The organism is Martelella radicis (assembly GCF_014196625.1).
Taxonomy (GTDB): domain Bacteria; phylum Pseudomonadota; class Alphaproteobacteria; order Rhizobiales; family Rhizobiaceae; genus Martelella; species Martelella radicis.
This window is the reverse complement of the sequence record NZ_JACIDZ010000012.1, coordinates 165,574-183,580: the sequence shown is the minus strand read 5'-3', so window position 1 is coordinate 183,580 and position 18,007 is coordinate 165,574. Positions and strand designations below refer to the sequence as shown.

17 protein-coding genes are annotated in these 18,007 nt (G+C 62.0%); 8 read left to right on the top strand and 9 right to left on the bottom strand.

Annotated elements, in window-relative coordinates:
- Nucleotides 1-133: 133 nt before the first annotated feature.
- Entirely contained in the window at nucleotides 134-559 is a 426-nt protein-coding gene (locus tag GGR30_RS17240; protein WP_183488684.1) for an Ohr family peroxiredoxin, read from the bottom strand.
- Nucleotides 560-737: 178 nt separating this feature from the next.
- Between GGR30_RS17240 and GGR30_RS17235 the strand changes: the two genes are divergently transcribed.
- Complete coding sequence (locus GGR30_RS17235; RefSeq protein ID WP_183488653.1) at nucleotides 738-1,187, top strand: MarR family winged helix-turn-helix transcriptional regulator; 450 nt, start codon at nucleotides 738-740, stop codon at nucleotides 1,185-1,187.
- 75 nt (nucleotides 1,188-1,262) lie between these two features.
- Here the strand turns inward: GGR30_RS17235 and GGR30_RS17230 are convergent, their stop codons facing one another.
- The 4 genes from GGR30_RS17230 to focA all read right to left on the bottom strand — a co-directional run bounded on the left by GGR30_RS17230 (nucleotide 1,263) and on the right by focA (nucleotide 4,914).
- Complete coding sequence (locus tag GGR30_RS17230) at nucleotides 1,263-2,261, bottom strand: asparaginase (protein ID WP_183488650.1); 999 nt, start codon at nucleotides 2,259-2,261, stop codon at nucleotides 1,263-1,265.
- A gap of 30 nt (nucleotides 2,262-2,291) precedes the next feature.
- Entirely contained in the window at nucleotides 2,292-3,293 is a 1,002-nt protein-coding gene (locus GGR30_RS17225; RefSeq protein WP_183488647.1) for an NAD(P)H-quinone oxidoreductase, read from the bottom strand.
- A gap of 87 nt (nucleotides 3,294-3,380) precedes the next feature.
- Entirely contained in the window at nucleotides 3,381-3,944 is a 564-nt protein-coding gene (locus GGR30_RS17220) for an HdeD family acid-resistance protein (protein WP_183488643.1), read from the bottom strand.
- A 106-nt stretch (nucleotides 3,945-4,050) separates the two neighbouring features.
- The gene (focA, locus tag GGR30_RS17215) at nucleotides 4,051-4,914 is read right to left on the bottom strand and encodes a formate transporter FocA (protein WP_183488640.1); all 864 of its coding nucleotides are present in this window, start codon (nucleotides 4,912-4,914) and stop codon (nucleotides 4,051-4,053) included.
- Nucleotides 4,915-5,068: 154 nt separating this feature from the next.
- Between focA and GGR30_RS17210 the strand changes: the two genes are divergently transcribed.
- From GGR30_RS17210 to GGR30_RS17200, 3 genes are all read left to right on the top strand, one after another.
- Nucleotides 5,069-5,728 carry a glutathione S-transferase family protein gene (locus tag GGR30_RS17210; protein ID WP_343066516.1) on the top strand — a complete coding sequence of 220 codons (660 nt, stop codon included), beginning with the start codon at nucleotides 5,069-5,071 and terminating at the stop codon, nucleotides 5,726-5,728.
- 178 nt (nucleotides 5,729-5,906) lie between these two features.
- Entirely contained in the window at nucleotides 5,907-7,319 is a 1,413-nt protein-coding gene (locus GGR30_RS17205; protein ID WP_183488637.1) for a chloride channel protein, read from the top strand.
- A gap of 164 nt (nucleotides 7,320-7,483) precedes the next feature.
- A complete protein-coding gene (locus GGR30_RS17200; RefSeq protein ID WP_183488634.1) occupies nucleotides 7,484-8,197 on the top strand; it encodes a phosphoadenylyl-sulfate reductase in 714 nt (237 codons plus the stop codon).
- A 15-nt stretch (nucleotides 8,198-8,212) separates the two neighbouring features.
- Here the strand turns inward: GGR30_RS17200 and GGR30_RS17195 are convergent, their stop codons facing one another.
- The 3 genes from GGR30_RS17195 to GGR30_RS17185 all read right to left on the bottom strand — a co-directional run bounded on the left by GGR30_RS17195 (nucleotide 8,213) and on the right by GGR30_RS17185 (nucleotide 12,204).
- Nucleotides 8,213-9,199, bottom strand: coding sequence for a LacI family DNA-binding transcriptional regulator (locus tag GGR30_RS17195; RefSeq protein ID WP_183488632.1), 987 nt, complete (start codon nucleotides 9,197-9,199; stop codon nucleotides 8,213-8,215).
- 277 nt (nucleotides 9,200-9,476) lie between these two features.
- A complete protein-coding gene (locus GGR30_RS17190; protein ID WP_183488630.1) occupies nucleotides 9,477-10,697 on the bottom strand; it encodes an FAD-dependent oxidoreductase in 1,221 nt (406 codons plus the stop codon).
- Between the two features lie 400 nt (nucleotides 10,698-11,097).
- Entirely contained in the window at nucleotides 11,098-12,204 is a 1,107-nt protein-coding gene (locus GGR30_RS17185; protein ID WP_183488628.1) for a TRAP transporter substrate-binding protein, read from the bottom strand.
- A gap of 470 nt (nucleotides 12,205-12,674) precedes the next feature.
- Here GGR30_RS17185 and GGR30_RS17180 point away from each other — a divergent pair, with 470 nt between their 5' ends.
- From GGR30_RS17180 to GGR30_RS17165, 4 genes are read left to right on the top strand one after another with little or no spacing between them, the layout of a single operon-like run.
- Nucleotides 12,675-13,301, top strand: coding sequence for a TetR/AcrR family transcriptional regulator (locus tag GGR30_RS17180; protein ID WP_183488625.1), 627 nt, complete (start codon nucleotides 12,675-12,677; stop codon nucleotides 13,299-13,301).
- Nucleotides 13,298-14,260, top strand: coding sequence for an HlyD family secretion protein (locus tag GGR30_RS17175; protein ID WP_183488623.1), 963 nt, complete (start codon nucleotides 13,298-13,300; stop codon nucleotides 14,258-14,260). Before GGR30_RS17180 ends, GGR30_RS17175 begins: the two co-directional genes overlap by 4 nt.
- On the top strand, nucleotides 14,260-15,195 hold the full coding sequence (locus GGR30_RS17170; protein ID WP_183488621.1) for an ABC transporter ATP-binding protein: 936 nt from the start codon (nucleotides 14,260-14,262) through the stop codon (nucleotides 15,193-15,195). The genes GGR30_RS17175 and GGR30_RS17170 overlap by 1 nt, the downstream gene beginning before the upstream one ends.
- Complete coding sequence (locus GGR30_RS17165) at nucleotides 15,185-16,330, top strand: ABC transporter permease (protein WP_183488619.1); 1,146 nt, start codon at nucleotides 15,185-15,187, stop codon at nucleotides 16,328-16,330. The genes GGR30_RS17170 and GGR30_RS17165 overlap by 11 nt, the downstream gene beginning before the upstream one ends.
- An 8-nt stretch (nucleotides 16,331-16,338) precedes the next feature.
- Here the strand turns inward: GGR30_RS17165 and GGR30_RS17160 are convergent, their stop codons facing one another.
- Nucleotides 16,339-17,937, bottom strand: a complete 1,599-nt coding sequence (locus GGR30_RS17160; protein ID WP_183488617.1) for an EAL domain-containing protein — start codon at nucleotides 17,935-17,937, stop codon at nucleotides 16,339-16,341.
- Between the last annotated feature and the right edge of the window lie 70 nt (nucleotides 17,938-18,007).

The window sequence follows — 18,007 nt, the reverse complement described above, 5'->3', positions numbered from 1 at the left end:
CTAACGACCAGGATGCCGGACGACCTTCCGCCCGCACACATCATACCACAAGCCGCTATACACAGGATGCCGGCTCAAGGCCGGCATGACGGAAATAAGGGTCTATCTCGACATATTGGTCCGGTCGCTGACCTTACTCGGCGAGCGAAACCGGAACTTCGTAGCTCACCCTCAGCGCGTGGCTGTAGGGGCAGACGATATGGGCCTGGTGGACGAGATCCTCGGCGGTCGCGCGATCAAGGCCAGGAATGGCAACGGTAAGCTCGGCAGTGATGCCGAAACCCTTGCCGTCATCGCGCGGGCCGACGCCGACGGTCGCCGATACGGTGGTTTCCTTTGGAAGCTCGACCTTCTTCTTGGCGGCGACGTTATGAAGCGCGGAATTGAAGCAGGCGGCGTAGCCGGCGGCAAAGAGCTGTTCGGGATTGGCGCCGTCGCCGCCCGGACCGCCCATTTCCTTCGGCAAGGCGAGATTGACTTCGAACGCGCCGTCTTCGGTGCGGGCGCTGCCTTCGCGGCCGCCGGTCGAAATGGCCTTGGTGGTGTAAAGCGTCTTGATCATGGCATTGCTCCTTGTTGAGGCGAAAACCGCCTTCCTTGAGAAAACTTCCATTTCTTCTACGACGCGGCGGAGCCCGATCGGTTCCGTTCCGTATCGCCTGACATTTAAATAGTGCACAATTAAATTGTTTACAATATTATTTTGCGATTTTTATCGCGCCTCCTATATTGCGCCAATGACCAATGATGACGACCGCCAGCCCCGGCTCGATGACCAGCTCTGCTTCGCCGTTTACGCGACGGAGCACGCATTCGCGCGCGCCTACAAGCCGCTCCTGTCGAAACTCGGCCTGACCTATCCGCAATATCTGGTGATGATGGTGCTGTGGGAGCATCGCACGCTGTCGGTCAATGCCATTGGCGCGCGGCTGGGGCTCGACAGCGGCACGCTGTCGCCGCTTCTGAAGCGGCTGGAAACGGCGGGCCTTGTCGTAAAGCGCCGGGCTGCCGATGACGAGCGCCGCGTGGAAATCACGCTGACGCCAAAAGGCGCGGACATGCGCGAGGATGCCGAGGCTGTCGGACGGTCGATCGCCGTGAAAACGGGGTGTACGGCAGAAGAGGCCCGCGCGCTTCACGCCCGGCTGAACGCGCTGAGGCAGCATCTCCTGGAGAGCGAGGAATAGCGCATCGGCCCGAAAAAAATCGGGTTCGATTTTCGCAAAGCACGATGCGTAGATTCAATAGGCTAGAGCGTCGCCTCAGGGCAGAACGGCACGCACCCTGCCCACTTCCGTACCGTTCCAGTTCTTCAGCCCGGAATCGGCCATCAGCCGCAGACGCTCCGAGAGCGCCGCGTCATCGGCAAGAAGCCTAGCGAGAACGGCCGCGACCATGGCCTCGGCGGCACGCGTCGTCCCGTCCTCGCATTTAAGCGCTATGCCGAGCCCCTGCTCCGGCAGGGCCGCGCAGAAAACGCCCTCCGCGCCGGTCTTGGCGAAGATGCGGCCGGGCGCCATTTCCATCAGCGCGGTGCAGGCCCGACCAGTGCCGGCGACATGATAGGGCTCGGCCATCGCCGCATCGATGATGCGCCGCGCGGCGCGGGCACGATTGGGCGAGAGCCCCTCGCCCGTCGCCATGCGGGCAAAGCCTCGGGCGAGCGCCTTCAGCGGCACCGCATAGGTCGGAATATTGCAGCCGTCGACGCCGCAGACATCCGCGCCGACAAAGGCGCCGGTCACATCCGTCATCGCCTCGCGGATCTGCGCCTGCAGCGGGTGGTCGTAACCGGTATAGCCTTTCGGATCGATGCCCTGGTGACAGCAGGCGCAGACGAAGCCGGCATGCTTGCCCGAGCAATTGTTGCAGAGCGCATCCGGCATATCCCGCGTGCGGGCCTGGTGAATGAGGACAGGCTGCTGGAACGACCAGTGCGCCCCGCATTCGAGATCGTCGACGCCGCGCCCCGCCCTTCCGAGCATTTCCGCCGCAAGCGCTGCGTGGGCATCCTCGCCGGAATGGGAAGAGGCCGAAAGTGCAATTTCGCGATTGCCGAAACCATAGGCATCCGCCGCCCCGCTTTCGACGAGCGGCAGCGCCTGGATCGCCTTGCAGGCCGAACGCGGAAACACCGCCGCGTCGATATCGCCAGCGGCATAGACCACGCCGCCCGCCGCATCGGTGACCGCGATCATGCCGCGATGGCGGCTTTCGACGAGCGTACCGCGCGTCACCTCAACCAGAACAGGATTGACCATCAGCCCGAACCTCCTCCGTTACCCGTGATGTCAGTCGAATGTCAGTACGATCTTGCCGATATGATCGCCCGCTTCCATGTGCCGGTGCGCATCGTGAGCCTCCTCGAAGGCAAAGACGCGATCGATCAGCGGCTTCACGCGGCCCTCGGCAATGAGCGGCCAGACCTTCTCCGCAAGATCGTCGCGCACGGCCTTCTTCTCGGCATCGGTGCGCGGACGCATGGTCGAGCCGGTCACCTTGAGCCGTTTGACCATGATCGGCGTCAGATTGACATTCTCGGCCTTCGGCCCGCTCAGGAAGGCGATCATCGACAGGCAGCCATCCCTGGCAAGGGCGGAAAGATTGCGCTGGAAATAGGCAGCTCCGACCATGTCGAGGATAATGTCGACCCCGCGCCCCTCCGTCGCCGCCTTCGCCACCTCGACGAAATCCTGCTCATGATAGTTGATCGCAACCGTCGCGCCGAGCTTCACGCAGGCATCGCATTTCTCCGTGGTGCCCGCCGTGGCGAAGACCCGGGCGCCGAACGCTTTTGCAAGCTGGATGGCCGTGGTGCCGATGCCGCTCGAGCCGCCGTGGATGAGGACATCCTGCCCTTCGCGAAGGCCCGCCATCTGGAAGAGATTGGCCCAGACGGTGAAGAAGGTCTCCGGGATCGCGGCGGCCGAAACATCATCGATGCCGTCGGGAACCGGCAGAACCTGACCGGCCGGAAGTACGCAATATTCCGCATACCCACCGCCGTTGGCAAGACCGCAGACACGGTCGCCGATCTCAAGACCCTCGACCTCTGCGCCCTTGGCGACGATGGTGCCGGCGACTTCCAGACCAAGCACGGGGCTCGCGCCGGGCGGCGGCGGATAGCTGCCCTGCCGCTGGGCGACATCAGGCCGGTTGACGCCAGCGGCGGCAACCTTGACCAGAACATCGTTCGCCCCAGGCTTGGGACGCGGTCCCGTTGCCACCGACATGACGTCCGGGCCGCCAAAGCCGCTGATTGTGATGTAGCGCATCGAACCGTCTGAAGACATTGTTCTCTTCCCTCGGTTACTCGAACCCAAAAAAACAGAAGGCCCGGCCGCGTCCGCCAGGGAACGTCGGCCGGGCCTTCATTCAACTCAACCGTTGCTGCGCGGCCTCAGGGCAAGCGCGAAGACCACCATCGAGACGCCATAGACCAGGAAGTCGGCCGCGACGAACAGGCCGAGCAGCCACAGGCTGTTCTGCGGGAAGTTGGAGGCGATCAGCACGGCGGCCAGGATGAGCACCAGGCCGGAGAAGATCATGAAGCCCCAGCCCTTGACCGGGCGCATGGTCATGCCGAGGTAAAGCCTGAAACCGCCGGCAACGGCCAGCGAGACGCCGACGATGATGGTGAACAGGCTCGAGGCCAGAACCGGATTGCGCATCAGAACGATGCCGGCCAGCACGTAAAGAAGACCCGAGATCACCCAGAAGGCGACATGGCCCTTCGAGCGGTTGTAGAACAGCTGCAGAAGATGGACGACGCCGGCGACGATCAGCATCGCGCCGAAGAAGACCACCGAGGCGACGGTCGTCGCCACAAGATTGCCGAGAAGGATGAGGCTCAGCAGCACGAGCAGCAGGCCAAAGGCCATGACCCACCCCCAGCGCCCCCTGATCTTGTCAATATCCGGGCCCTGCTCTCCAAAAGTCGTCATGGTGGAATATCCCCTTCATCACCGCATTAAATCGAGCAGACGATAGTGATGAAGCTGAATATTAGCAACTATTCTTCGCGCGAAGCCGCGTTTTCCAAAGGGCGCTTCAATGCGCCTGGTTGCGTACCGCCGGTCGCAGATAGATCACCCAGTAGGCGATCCCGACGAACAGCGCGCCGCCGATGATATTGCCGATGGTGACCGGGATCAGGTTGGCAAACACGAAATTGCTCCAGGTCAGATCGGCGAAGTCTGCCGGATTTGCGCCCGAGGTCGCCCAGAACTCCGGTCCGGCAAGCATCCTGGTCAGGATCGCCATCGGGATCTGGAACATGTTGGCGACGACGTGTTCGAAGCCCGAGGCGACGAACATGGCGACCGGAAGGATGACGGCCAGGATCTTGTCGGTCGCCGTGCGTCCGGCATAGGTCATCCAAACGCCGAGGCAGACGAGGACGTTGCACATGATGGCCAGCGCGACCGCCTGCAGGAAGGTGTGATGCAGCTTGTGCTGGGCGATGTGCATGTAGTTGATACCGAGAAGCCCGCCATCGCCCTCATAGTGCCGGGCAAGCTGCATGATCCCGACAAGCGTGATCGCGCCGATGAAATTGCCGACATAGACCGTCGCCCAGTTGCGGGCGAGCGCGCCCCAACTGATTTGACCGGTCGCCTTGCCGATGATGGTCAGCACCGTGCTGGTGAACAGGTCGGCGCCGGTAAGCACGACGAGAACCAGCCCGAGACTGAAGGCGAGGCCGCCGATGAACTTGTTCGCGCCCCAGCCGATTTCGCTATTACCGGTTGTCACGACCGTGTAGAAGATGAAGGCTATGCCTATGAAGGCGCCGGCCATCATCGCGGAAACGAGAAGCGAGACTGGATCCTTTTTGACCTTCGCAATGCCTGCGGTTTCGGCCTTTTCGGCCATGACATGGGGCGGGAATGCATCGAAATTGAAATGCTGCATGGTCAGAGAACTCCGTCGGTAGACGCTTGGGAGGCGTGTGGCCGATACCTAACAGCCTCGATCGCCGGCGCGTTGATCTTGATCAGTCTGGCGAGTGCGCGGGGACTGATCAACAATTGGCATTGCGTGCATAATGCGCGGGATAAGGCGAATCATGGCGGAAGGACCTGACATGCTGAAGATCTGGGGACGCACGACATCATCCAATGTCCAGGCGGTGATGTGGACCGTAGGCGAGCTCGGCCTCGCATTCGAACGCTATGACATCGGCTTCAAGTTCGGCGGCAATGATACCCCGGAATTCCTGGCGATGAACCCGAACGGACTGGTTCCGGTCCTCAAGGATGGCGATGACGGCGAGGCGCTGTTCGAATCGGCCGCCATCTGCCGCTATCTCGCCGCCCGCTACGGCAGCGATGCCTTCTGGCCGAAGGACCCCGCAGCGCGCGCCCATGTCGACAAATGGGCCGAATGGGCAAAACTCACCGCCGCCTCCGCCTTCACCATGCCGATCTTCTGGCCCGCGGTGCGCCTTCCGGAAAAGGATCGCGACCCGGAAGCGATCGCCCGCGCGCTTCTCGCCTTCGACCGGCTTCTGGGCATCGCCGAGGCCGAGCTCAAGAGGCACGCCTTTCTTGCGGGCGACGACTTCACGCTGGCCGACATCATGTTCGCCCATATTCTCTACCGTTACTACACGATGGAGATCGAGCGTCCGTCGCGGCCGACGGTCGAGGCCTATTATGCGGCGATGACCGAGCGGCCGGCCTATCGCACCCATGTCATGGTCTCTTACGACAGCCTGCGTCCGTGAGACGACGCTCGACCACAAATCGCTGTCGGTGAACGGAAATTCCGGGCCCCGGCCTTGAAATCGGCCAAAGGCAAGAGGATAACGGGTGCAACCGCCGCGCTTGCTGTACATTGTTGCCGGGCTCCGGACCGGGATATTTTATTGACAACACCAAAGAGATTGCCGCGAAAGCCAGGTCATGCGCCCCTATTACAAGAACGTCAAAATGGTCCGTCGCACACGGGTGATGTGGGGATCATGGCGCATATGGCAGCCAAGGCTGATTTTCTGGGTCGGCGCCCTCATGATCGGGGTGATCAGCGTGTTCTTCGCACGCGCGGCCGATTTCGCCTATGAGCTCTTCGAGGCGATGCGGCATTCGACCGCCTATTCGCCCTATCTTCCGCTGATCCTGACGCCGCTCGGCTTCATGCTCTGTTCTTATCTGAGCACGCGCTGGTTTCCCAATTCGCAGGGCTCGGGCATTCCTCAGGCGATCGCCGCCCGGCATCTGCACAATACCGAGAGCCAGCACCGGCTGCTCAATCTCAGGGTCGCCGCCGGCAAGATCCTGATCACCGTGATCGGCCTCTTTTGCGGCGCGTCGATCGGCCGCGAGGGTCCGACCGCGCAGGTCGGCGCCTCGATCATGATCCAGACCGCGCGCTGGGGAAAGATGATCCAGACCAAGGGGTTGATCGTCGCGGGTTCGGCAGCCGGCATCTCCGCCGCCTTCAACACGCCGCTCGCCGGTATCGTCTTCGCCATCGAGGAAATGAGCCGTGCCTATGAATCGCGCGCCAACGGCCTCGTCGTCTCGGCCATCATCCTTTCCGGCCTGGCCGCGATCGGGCTTGCGGGCAACTACACCTATTTCGGCCAGGCTTCGGCCATCGCGGTCCGGCCCGAGGAATGGGTCGCGGTGTTCGTCTGCGGCATCGGCGGCGGGCTATTGGGGGCCATGTTCTCGCTCTATTCGCTGAAGGTAGCGCGCCGCGCCAAGCGCTGGGCGCAGCCGGCGCCGATAAAGCGCATGGCAATTCTTGCTGGCGGCTGCGGCCTTTCCGTCGCCGTGATCGGCATCATCTTCGGCGGCGCAACCTTCGGCACAGGTTACGAACAGGCCAGAACCGTCATCGAGGGTGGCTCGATCAGCCCCTTCTTCTTCGTCGGCAAGCTGGCCGCAACCTTCCTTTCCATGGCGTCCGGCATTCCCGGAGGCCTGTTCGCGCCCTCGCTGTCGGTCGGTGCCACGCTTGGCTCCACCGTGGCCGACCTTCTCGGCGTCAGCATCGGCCTTGGCGCGATCCTCGGCATGGCGGGTTATTTCGCCGGTGTCGTTCAGTCGCCGATGACCGCCTTCGTCATCATCCTGGAAATGACCGACAACCATGACGGCATCATCACCCTGATGGCGACCTCCATGCTCGGCTATATCGCCTCGCGCATGATCTCGCGCGAGCCGCTCTATCACGGCCTGTCGCGCGCCTTCATCGCCGACAGCATCAAGTTCCAGCGCGCCCGCAATCGCGAATCGGCTGCCGAAGAGCGCAGCACCGCCGAGGAGATGCGCGAGGAAACCCGCCGCTATAACGACAAGGGCGCAATCTAGGCGCCCTTCCGGAAAAAGAACGGACCTGCGGGCAGCGCGTTCTAGCGATCAGGGGTTTCGCGCCAAGCTTTTCCCGGCGCCCGCGACCATCGGCAAGCCGGTTCCTCGCCGGCGCCCGGTTTCGCCGCGATACTGCCTGAAACGGACATGAAGCGAGATTGACGATGACGCTATCCTCAAAGATCGACCTCGAAGAGACGCTCGGCACGCTTGACCTTGAAGGGCGGCTGCGGCTCATCGCCGAGACCGGCCGCCCCGCGGTCTTCACCACCAGCCTCGGCATAGAGGATCAGGTCCTGACCGCGGCAATCGCCTTGGCCAGCCTGCCGATCCAGATCGTCACGCTCGATACCGGCCGTCTGTTTGACGAGACGCTTCAGCTCATCGAAAACACCGAGAGCCGCTTCGGCCTCACGATCGAGCGTTTTGTTCCCCGACAGGATGCCGTCGACGCCTATGTCGCCGAACATGGCCGCAACGGATTTTACGAGAGCGTCGAAGCACGCCACGCCTGCTGTCACGTACGCAAGCTCGAACCGCTGGCCGAGGCGCTGAAGGGTGCATCATACTGGATCACCGGGCTGAGACGCGGCCAGTCGGGCAATCGCGCCACGACGCCCTATTCGGAGGAAGACAAGGCCCGCCATCTCACAAAGATCAACCCGCTCGCCGACTGGAGCATAGAGGACATTCGCGCTTTTGCAGAAGAGCACGACGTCCCGCTCAACCCGTTGCATGATCGCGGCTATCCCTCCATCGGATGCGCCCCATGCACCCGGGCCATCAGACCGGGCGAGCCGGAGCGAGCCGGCCGCTGGTGGTGGGAAAACGACGCAAAGCGGGAATGCGGCCTGCATGTGGCAGGCGAAGCCCGCTGAAAAGCCGGCATCCTGCTACCTTCGCGTTGAATTCCCCTTGATGATTTCGAACGGAAGCTCCACGGCGGTTTCCGGCCGTACGCCCTCAGTCAGGTAACGCATGATCATGTCGGCCGCCTTGAAGCCGATCTCGTAGAGGGGCACATAGACCGAGGTGAGAGGCGATTCCTCCATCTCGGCGAAATCCACGCCATTATAGCCGCAGATGCCGAATTCCTCCGGGACGCGGATTCCCATCTGCTGGGCGCCGAAATAGACCCCCATCGCAAGACGATCATTGTGACAGAAGACGGCGTCCACTTCCGGCATGCGCCGTTTGAGGTTGTGAATCAGCTTCACCCCCTGCTCCATCGGATTGCCGCTCTCGGATTCGAAGACATAGGCTGGGTCATAGCGACCCGCCCTCAAGAGCGCGTCGCGATATCCCTCGAAACGGCGGCGTGAACGGATGTCCTTGCCGCCGCCCAGAAGCGCGATTCGCTCATAACCCTGCTCCAGAAGATGCTCGACCGCCGCCGTCGCCGCCGCCCGGTTGCGGATGCCAACGCCCATGTCCAGCGGCTCGATGCTTGTATCCATCATCTGCACCACCGGACAGCCGAGTTCGGCGATCAGCGGCTTGTTGACCGGAAACTCGGCAACGCTCTCGAGGATGATGCCGGCGGGGTTCTGCGCCACGAAAAGGCGCAGAAGCTTGGCTTCCTCCGCTGCGTTCAGGCCGATATTGGCAAACTGCGTGCTGACGTCGCTGGTCAGGAACCGTTCCTCGACGCCACGGGCGGCGTGGAAAAAGCCGCTCATATCCATGATCGGCGCGAGCACGGCAACAATACCGCTGTGGCGGCTTGCAAGCGCTCGGGCGGCGAAATTCGGCACATACCCAATCTCTTCGACGACTTCCAGGATTGTCTCGCGCAACTTGTCGCTGACCTTGTGCGGTTCGCGCAGGGCGCGCGAAACCGTGATCGGACTGACACCTGCCAGCCTTGCGACATCGCTCAATGTCGTTCGCGATTTGGATCCGCCCCTCAGCCGAAAAGACAATTCAACTATCCCCTGTCCCGCCTTGCGGTGTTTCATCGAAGCAGAGGACGATCATTATTGCTCGCTCGCTGCCTCAGTTGCCCTGAATTATGCGCCGGATTTGGGCAAATGCCTATTCTGCCTTTCATCCGACACCTCTGCACCCGCTTTTTAACGCTTTCTGATTTAGCGTTTTATCACGAATTTCAAATTCACGGTAAAACGGCTTTTGTCAATGAGAGCGAGCAGTTGCTCCTCAGGGATTGGCCAGCGCCTTCAGATCCGTCTGCGGATCCGCGATCACCTCGGGTGGCGGATTGATCCCTGCGGCAAGCATCTTCTTGGCGCAGACATAGGCCCGGGCATCGTTGATCGCATCAACAGCCAGCAGGCTTCCTCCCCTGAAATACCAGACCGACCTGGCACCCTCACGGGCGCCATCGCGCGTCACGACGCAATCATAGCCGCCATTGTAGCCAGCGATCTGCAGTTTCACATCATACTGATCCGACCAGAACCACGGTTCGGGTTCATAGGGCTTCTGCGAGCCGGCGATGACAGCTGCAATGGCCTCGCCCTGATCGACGGCATTGGGGACGGATTCGAGCCGGATCCGTTCCCCGCGATAGGGTTGCTCGACGCAGTCCCCGACGGCAAAGATAGCCGGATCCGAGGTCTGCCCGAATGCGTCGACGACGATGCCGTTTGCGACCGCGAGGCCCGCTTCCTTGGCGAGTTGATCATTCGGCGTGACGCCGATCCCGACGACGACCATATCGATATCCAGCGTCTCACCGCCGGCAAGCACGGCACGGCGGACGTGGCCGCCCTCGCCCTCGAAGTGGACAAGGCCGGTACTTTCCCGGATATCGACGCCGTGGGCGGTGTGGATGGCGCGCATGATCTCCGCCGTCTCCGGCGCTGCGACGCGCTTGAGGATGCGATCGGCCATCTCGATCACGGTGACGTGGACCTCGAACTTCCGCGCGACGGCAGCCGCCTCGAGGCCGACATAGCCGCCACCGACAACCAGAAGCCTGGCGCCCGGCTTCATCGCCGCAGCCAGCCGGTCGGCATCATGTTTGTCGCGCATGACGAACACACCGTCGAGATCACCGCCGATATCTTCCGGCAGGCGGCGCGGGGTGGCGCCCGTGGCGAGCACCAGCGTGCCGTAGGAAAGCGTCGAGCCGTCCTGCATCACGACCTGTTTTGCGTTCCGGTCTATGCGTTCGACGAAACGCTCCAGCAGCAGATTCACGTCGTTTTCGCCGTACCAGGTCTCGGGGCGGAACAGCAGGCGATCGAAGGACATTTCGCCGAGAAGGTATTTCTTCGAAAGCGGCGGCCGCTGGTAGGGCGGCACGGCTTCCGCGCCGATCAGCGTGATCGGTCGCCCGTCTTTCAGCGCCCTCAATTTAGCCGCGACGGCAAAGCCGCCCTGACCTGCTCCGACAATGACAATCCGATCAGACACGGGTGCCCCTCTTTTCGTTTGTTTTCGATGCAGACCAATGGCTTACGTCGTGATCACGGCTCCGTCAATCATCTGAGCAGCGCCGAATAAGCACAGGTGCGCGACAAAAAAAGGCCCGGTTTACGCCGGGCCTCAGTTTGTTGACAAAACTTGCGTAACCCTCATCCGTCATACCGGCCTTGAGCCGGTATCCAGGGCCAAAGAGCAAGGACTATCGCCCGTAAGGCACTGTGGCAAAGAGTGTTTTTGTGGCCCTGGACCCCGGCTCAAGGCCGGGGTGACGGAGAGTGGGGAGCAGGCTCCTTGCATCCGCAGCCGGCATTGCCAGTAGTCAGAGGCCCGGTTTGCGCCGGGCCTCCTCGCTTGCTGTTCCATGATCCAGCCGATGGCGGAGCAATCTTCAGAGATTGCCCTTGCGCTGCTGGACCATCATGAACTTATCGAAGGAGAATTCGGCAAGCTGCATCCACAGATAGGCGTCCTTCTTGAACTCCTGCTGGCTGTCATAGATGCGCTTGAACCAGGCATTCTCGGCCGAGATCTCGGCAAAGGTCTCCTGGGACACCTTGTAGCAGGCGTCGAGAATTTCCTCGCTGAACGGCTTCAGCACGGCGCCCTCGGCCACCAGTTGACGCAGCGCCTGCGGATTGCCGGCGTCGTAGCGCGCCAGCATGTCGAGGTTCACGGCGTCGCAGGCATCCGTCAGGATCTGCTGATAGCTTTCCGGCAGTTCATTGAACTTGTCGAGATTGGTGAAGGCGTGGATGACCGGGCCGCCTTCCCACCAGGCCGGGTAGTAGTAGTATTTGGCGACCTTGACGAGGCCGAGGCTGAGATCGTCATAGGGGCCGACGAATTCGGTGGCATCGATCGTGCCGCGCTCAAGTGCCGAATAGACGTCGCCTGCGGCAATCTGCTGCGGCGTGACGCCGAGCTTGGCCATGACCTGGCCGGCCAGGCCGGCGATGCGCATCTTCAGGCCTTTGAGGTCTTCCAGCGAGTTGATCTCATTGGCGAACCAGCCGCCCATCTGTGCCCCGGTATTGCCGGCCGGACGGCCCCAGACGCCCTTCTCGGCGAAGAATTCGTCAAACAGCGCGTTGCCGCCGCCCTGGTAGAGCCAGGAATTCTTCAGGCGCGCATTCATGCCGAAGGGTACGGCCGTGCCGAGACCGTAGGTCATGTCCTGGCCGATATAGTAATAGGAGGGCGTGTGGCACATTTCGATCGTGCCGTCGCGCACGGCGTCGAGCACCTGCAGCGGCGGAACCAGTTCGCCGCCGGCAAAGACCTGAATGTCGAAATTGCCGTCGGTCGCCTCGCGCACGCGGTCCGCAATGCCGGTCGCGCCGGAATAGAGAATATCGAGCGACTGCGGGAAGGCAGACGAAAGACGCCAGTTGAGCTTGGGGCTTTCCTGGGCGATGGCGGGAGCGGCGAGCGCGGCCGGGGCAAGTGCGCCGGCCGAAGCAACGCCTGCCTTTTTGAAGAATGTGCGGCGGTCCATTGGTGTTTCCTGCTTCTTTATCCAAGGATCATCCCAATGCGGACGGGAGGGAACCATGTCCGGGCGATCCGTACCGGTGGGTACTATACGTTTTCGTCTTTGCGTGCAAGCCCGAAACCCGCACACTTGTTGCGGTGCGTCATCAGGCATGACCGGTGTGTTGAAGCCGGTTCGGGAGGCGCCGGCAATGACCTGAAGCAAACACCGAGAAATGCCTGGAGGACTATAAGGAAAGGGTTTTGCCAGAGCGCAGGTCACTCGGACGGGACCGTGCCCGCCGCGACAACCGATCCGAGTATCGCACGCCATGCCGCACACTTGATGTTGCATTGCGCCCGGCACGGCACACCCCTCCAGACAGCCTCGCCTACCTGCCGCTTGTCGCGACGAGCCGAAGGCGTCTTGCGAAAGATATGCTCGCCTGTTATGACTGACTGGTCAGTCATAATCCGGAAAGGATAGGCTCTGCCATGAACAAAGCGCCAAAACGCCGATCACTCGCTCCCGAGGCCCGCCGCAAGTCCATCATGGATGCAGCCCTTGCCGTCTTCACGCAAAAGGGTTTTGCCAACGCGCGCATCGAGGATATCGCCCGGCATGCCGGCATCGGCAAGGGCACGGTCTATCTCTATTTCCCGGACAAGGAGAGCCTGTTCAAATCGCTGATCAGCGAGGCGCTCGGCCCGCTGCTGATGACGGCGCATGCAAGGCTCGAGGAAGCGCAGCTGACCCCGCGCGAGACGCTGGGCATCTTCTTCGACCTGCTCAAGACGGAGATTCTCGGCACGGAGAAACGCGATCTGGTGCAATTGATGGCGATGGAAATGCGCAATTTCCCCGAGATTGCCGAATTCTACCACGAGAACATCATCCGCTCCGGCCTCGCCCTCATCCTGCGCGTTCTGGAACGGGCAGAAGCGCGCGGCGAATTGCGCTCGACCGAGGTGCTCAAGGTCCCGCAGGTCATCTTCGCGCCGGCGCTGTTGTCGGTGATCTGGAACGCGAATTTCGCCCGCTACGGCGATCTCGACCTTGATGCCGCATTCGATTTCTATCTCGATACCCTGTTCAAGCCAGCCGAGGGGGAAGCCCCATGAAGCGCATTATCATCATCGCCGTCCTGCTCGCCGCTGCCGCCGGCGCGGGCTTTGCGCTGTTCCGCCCCGCCGAAGACCACGGCTTTCTCGGCTGGGTCGAGGCGGACGCGCTCTATATCGGCGCGCCCAACACCGCGCGGCTGACGGAACTCACCGTCGAAGAGGGCGATGAAGCCGAAACCGGGCAATTGCTGTTTTCGCTTGAAGCGGACACCGACAGGGCCGCGGTCGAAACCGCTCGCGCCAACCTCGAAAAGGCAAGGGCGGCCCTCTCGCTCGCCCGCGCCCCGCAGGACCGGCAGGAACAACTGGAAGCGCTCGAAGCCTCGCGCAAGGAGGCAGAGGCGGCGCTCGACTATGCCGACAAATCCCTGACGCGGGCGCGGTCTCTGTTCCAGCAGGAAAGCGGCACCAAGGCCAATCTCGACAGCGCCGTCAGTTCCTACGCGCAGGCCAAGGCCGCGCTCGACAAGATCAACGCGCAGATCGCTCTTGGCGAACTGCCGCAGCGCGACCAGCAGATCGAACAGGCGGAGCAGAGCGTTGCCGCCGCGCGCGCGGAGCTTTCCGCCGCCGACGCAGCGCTTTCGCTGAAGACGGTCATGGCGCCTGCGACCGGCAGCATTGAGCTGATTTACTATCGGACTGGCGAAGTGGTGCCGGCGGGCCGCCCGGTCGTCGCGCTGCTACCGCCGGAAAACATCAAGATCGAATTCTTCGTGCCCGAGCGCGAGCGGGCTTCGCTTGCGGTCGGCGACAGGGTGCGCATCACCTGCGACGGCTGCCGTCCGCAGGACGCCACTGTCTTCTTCATCGCCAGGGACGCCGAATATACCCCGCCGGAGATCTTCTCGCGCGAGGAGCGCGCCAAGATGGTCTACCGGCTGAAGGCGCGACCTGAAGACCCCGCGGCGCTTGCCGTCGGTCTTCCGGTCAATGTCGAGACGGAGGCGCGCTGATGGCTGCGGAGGAAAACGTCATATCCGTCGAGGGACTGACCAAGAGCTTCGGCGGGCGCACCGTGGTCGACCACCTGACCATGAATGTGCGCAAGGGCACGATCCACGGCTTTCTCGGGCCCAACGGTTCGGGCAAGACCACCACGATCCGCATGCTCTGCGGCCTTCTGACGCCCGACAGCGGCTCCGGAACCTGCCTTGGCTATGACATCACCCGCGACGGCGAGCGGCTCCGCCGCCATGTCGGCTACATGACCCAACGCTTTTCACTCTATGAAGACTTGACGATCCGCGAGAACCTCGATTTCGTCGCCCGCATCCACGGCCTGCGGGATCCGCGCAAGAAGGTTTCGGACGCGATCGAGCGGCTCGGCCTTGGCGGACGGGAAAAGCAGCTTGCCGGCAATCTTTCCGGCGGATGGAAACAACGGCTCGCGCTCGGGGCCTGTACCCTGCCCGACCCAGACCTGCTGCTGCTCGACGAGCCGACAGCCGGCGTCGATCCCAAGGCGCGGCGCGAATTCTGGGCCGAAATCCATGCGCTGGCCGCAGACGGCCTATCCGTCCTGGTCTCCACCCACTATATGGACGAGGCCGAGCGCTGCCACGAGATCGCCTACATGGCCTATGGCAAGCTGATGGTGACCGGCACGGTGAAGGAGGTTGTGGCCGCCTCGAAGCTCGAGAGCTACCTGATCACCGGTGCCCATGTTCATGACCTTCAGGCGGAACTGGAAAAGGCCGACGGCGTCGATCTCGTCGCCCCCTTCGGCTCGTCACTTCACGTTTGCGGGCATGACAAAGCGGCGCTCGAGCGCGCCGTTCAACCCTATCGCGACCGCCCCGATACCGAATGCCGCCCGAGCGAGGCGACGCTGGAGGATGCCTTCATCTACATGATGAACGCCTCGAAGGACAATTTCGATGACGGATGAACGACCACAACGTTTTCCCGCCTTCCGCCGCTTCTGGGCGATGACGGTCAAGGAATTCATCCAGATGACGCGCGACCGGCTGACCATGGGCATGATGATCATGCTGCCGATCATGCAGCTTCTGCTGTTCGGCTTCGCCATCAACACGACCCCGCACCACCTGCCGACAGCCGTCATGCTGTCGGAAAGCACGGATGCCTCCCGCGCCATCCTGGCATCGCTGGAAAATACCGACTTCTTCAACATCACCGGCATCGTCACCAGTGATGCGGACATGGACCGGTTGCTCGAGTCGGGCGAGGTCCTGTTCGTCGTCGAGATCCCGCCGGATTTCGAGCGCGATCTCAGACGCGGGCAGTCCCCTTCCCTGCTGGTGGCGGCCGATGCGACGGACCCGGTCGCCGCCTCCTCCGCGCTCGGCGCGCTTTCGGGCGTGGTCTCCACCGCCCTTACCGGCCTGCACGGCATTGCAATCGCAGAGCCCCAGCAGCCGGCCTTCAACATCATCCAGCACCGCCGCTACAATCCGGCGGGCAAGTCGACGCTCAACATCGTGCCCGGCCTGCTCGGCACCATCCTGACGATGACGCTGCTGATCTTCACGGCGCTTGCCGTCACCCGCGAGATCGAACGCGGCACGATGGAAAACCTGCTCGCCATGCCGATCCGGCCGATCGAGATCATGATGGGAAAGATCATGCCCTATGTCTTCGTCGGCGCCTTCCAGGCGGCCCTGATCATCACCTCGGGCCTGTTCATCTTCGACGTTCCGATCCTAGGTGACCCATGGTCGCTGGCGCTACTGACCCTGCTCTTCGTCGTCACCAATCTGTCGATAGGCTACACGTTCTCCACGGTCGCGAAGAACCAGCTTCAGGCCGTGCAGATGTCGATGATGTTCTTCCTGCCGAGCATTCTGCTTTCCGGCTTCATGTTCCCCTTCGACGGCATGCCGCGCTGGGCGCAATATCTGGGAGAGATCCTGCCGCTGACCCATTACCTCAGGATCGTGCGGGCGATCATGCTGAAGGGCGCGAACATCAAGGTGCTCGGCTTCGACAGCGCCATGCTGGCAGCCATCGCGCTCGTCGCCATCGCCATCGCCGTCAGCCGTTTCAACAAGACGCTGGACTGAAGGGCCGATCATACCCCCTCGGCATGAGAGGCTGCGGGGAAAGCGTGCGAAAACGCTTCTGCCGGCATCGGCCGCCCGATCAGGAAGCCCTGGGCGCAGACTTCAGGATAGATGGCAAGAAGCGTCGCGGCCTGTTCCCTTGTTTCCACGCCCTCGCAGATCAGCGTCACGTCTAGCGCCTCGGCGATCTCGCAGACCTTGCTGACGATCACGCCGCCGATCGCCTGCTGGTCGAGCGCCTGGGTAAACATCCGGTCGACCTTGATCCCCGTTATCGGCATGCGGGCGATATAGGCAAGGTTGGAATAACCTGTTCCGAAATCATCGATCAGGATCTTGTATCCCCGTCTGTTGAATGCCTCCATGGCCTCGGTCAACCTGTCATGGCTGGCGGTCGAACGCTCGGTCAGTTCCAGCGCAACCTGTCCGGCCGCAATCCCGTAGTCTTCTGTCTCGCTTTTCAGGAACAAAAGGAAATCAGGACTCAAGATATCTTCTGCGGCGACATTGATGCTGACATAGAAACTGGAATCCGCCGACAAATGCGCAGCCATGTCGAGCAATGTCTGCCTCACGACGCTCCGCGTGATCTGTCGGATGAAACCACATGTCTCGGCGGCAGGGATAAACTGGTCAGGCGGAATCATCGTCCCGTCAAAATCAACCAACCGAACAAGCGCCTCGGCGCCGCGCAGCGTGTTATCGGTGAGCCTGACGATCGGCTGATAATGGACGATCAGTCGATCGTCATCGAGCGCCCGTTGCAGCTTGTAGCGCCAGGACAAACTTTCGCGATAGAGCCGTGCATGCCAGAGGCCGATGCCTCCGCCGACAGCAACGCCGCCGGCCAGGACAAGCAGAAAATCGAAGGGTGCGGCGCGAAACATGGGCGGCGCGTTATAGGCCGCGACCACGCAGACATCGACATGGTCATTGCACCGCGAATAGACCCGGCGCCGTGCGAGACGATACCAGTCGCTCTTTTGTCCAAGCAATTGAGGCAGTCCTTCGGTTTCTCCGAAGGACTGAAAGATATGGCTGCCGTCATGCGTCAGTACGAGTGCGGCAAGACGCGACTCCGGGTGTTCGTAGCGCGCAAACGCGCTCGGCTCGGTCATGACGACGCTGTTTCCGAAAGAGGCCATATCGGCCGTGAGGCCCGCCGGGACAATGCCGTCGGTTGCTTTCCATAGGATCGTCCCGTTGACGGCAATGACCTTCGAGCGGGGCGGCATGGTCACGGGCGCCGCGAGTTCGCCCCATATCCCGGTACAGACCAGTTTCCCATCCTGCAAGCGTCCGACATCGGCCAGAAACGGGACACTGAAAACGATGCTGCGCATGGCTTCCACATCGCTTGCCGAGCATGGTTCATCGGGAGACTGGTCGAGCGTGCCCAACACCGTCAAACCGGTTTCGGCGACGGAAACGGCATTGCGAAAGACATCGGAGCCATAGTAGTCGACATATTCGTCGGCAGTATGGTTTTGAAAGAATTCCGCGATCAGCAGGGAACATATCCCGCCCACGAACGCCCAGACGAGACCGATGATCCAGATGTTGCGCCTGCCGACCTCCACAGCGCGTCCTCTCCGCAGTCGCGCCATCGAGGCAGCCTCCCGAGCCAGCCTGCAAAAGCGCAAATCGCTCCGACAATCATTCTTCCATCGAATGGGC

Coding starts and splice junctions, on each gene's coding strand:
- GGR30_RS17185 (WP_183488628.1), bottom strand. CDS start 12,204: ATGGACCGCCGCACATTCTTCAAAAAGGCAGGCGTTGCTTCGGCCGGC.
- GGR30_RS17220 (WP_183488643.1), bottom strand. CDS start 3,944: ATGACGACTTTTGGAGAGCAGGGCCCGGATATTGACAAGATCAGGGGG.
- GGR30_RS17165 (WP_183488619.1), top strand. CDS start 15,185: ATGACGGATGAACGACCACAACGTTTTCCCGCCTTCCGCCGCTTCTGG.
- GGR30_RS17210 (WP_343066516.1), top strand. CDS start 5,069: ATGGCGGAAGGACCTGACATGCTGAAGATCTGGGGACGCACGACATCA.
- GGR30_RS17225 (WP_183488647.1), bottom strand. CDS start 3,293: ATGTCTTCAGACGGTTCGATGCGCTACATCACAATCAGCGGCTTTGGC.
- GGR30_RS17205 (WP_183488637.1), top strand. CDS start 5,907: ATGCGCCCCTATTACAAGAACGTCAAAATGGTCCGTCGCACACGGGTG.
- GGR30_RS17170 (WP_183488621.1), top strand. CDS start 14,260: ATGGCTGCGGAGGAAAACGTCATATCCGTCGAGGGACTGACCAAGAGC.
- GGR30_RS17180 (WP_183488625.1), top strand. CDS start 12,675: ATGAACAAAGCGCCAAAACGCCGATCACTCGCTCCCGAGGCCCGCCGC.
- GGR30_RS17160 (WP_183488617.1), bottom strand. CDS start 17,937: ATGGCGCGACTGCGGAGAGGACGCGCTGTGGAGGTCGGCAGGCGCAAC.
- GGR30_RS17230 (WP_183488650.1), bottom strand. CDS start 2,261: ATGGTCAATCCTGTTCTGGTTGAGGTGACGCGCGGTACGCTCGTCGAA.
- GGR30_RS17235 (WP_183488653.1), top strand. CDS start 738: ATGACCAATGATGACGACCGCCAGCCCCGGCTCGATGACCAGCTCTGC.
- GGR30_RS17200 (WP_183488634.1), top strand. CDS start 7,484: ATGACGCTATCCTCAAAGATCGACCTCGAAGAGACGCTCGGCACGCTT.
- GGR30_RS17175 (WP_183488623.1), top strand. CDS start 13,298: ATGAAGCGCATTATCATCATCGCCGTCCTGCTCGCCGCTGCCGCCGGC.
- focA (WP_183488640.1), bottom strand. CDS start 4,914: ATGCAGCATTTCAATTTCGATGCATTCCCGCCCCATGTCATGGCCGAA.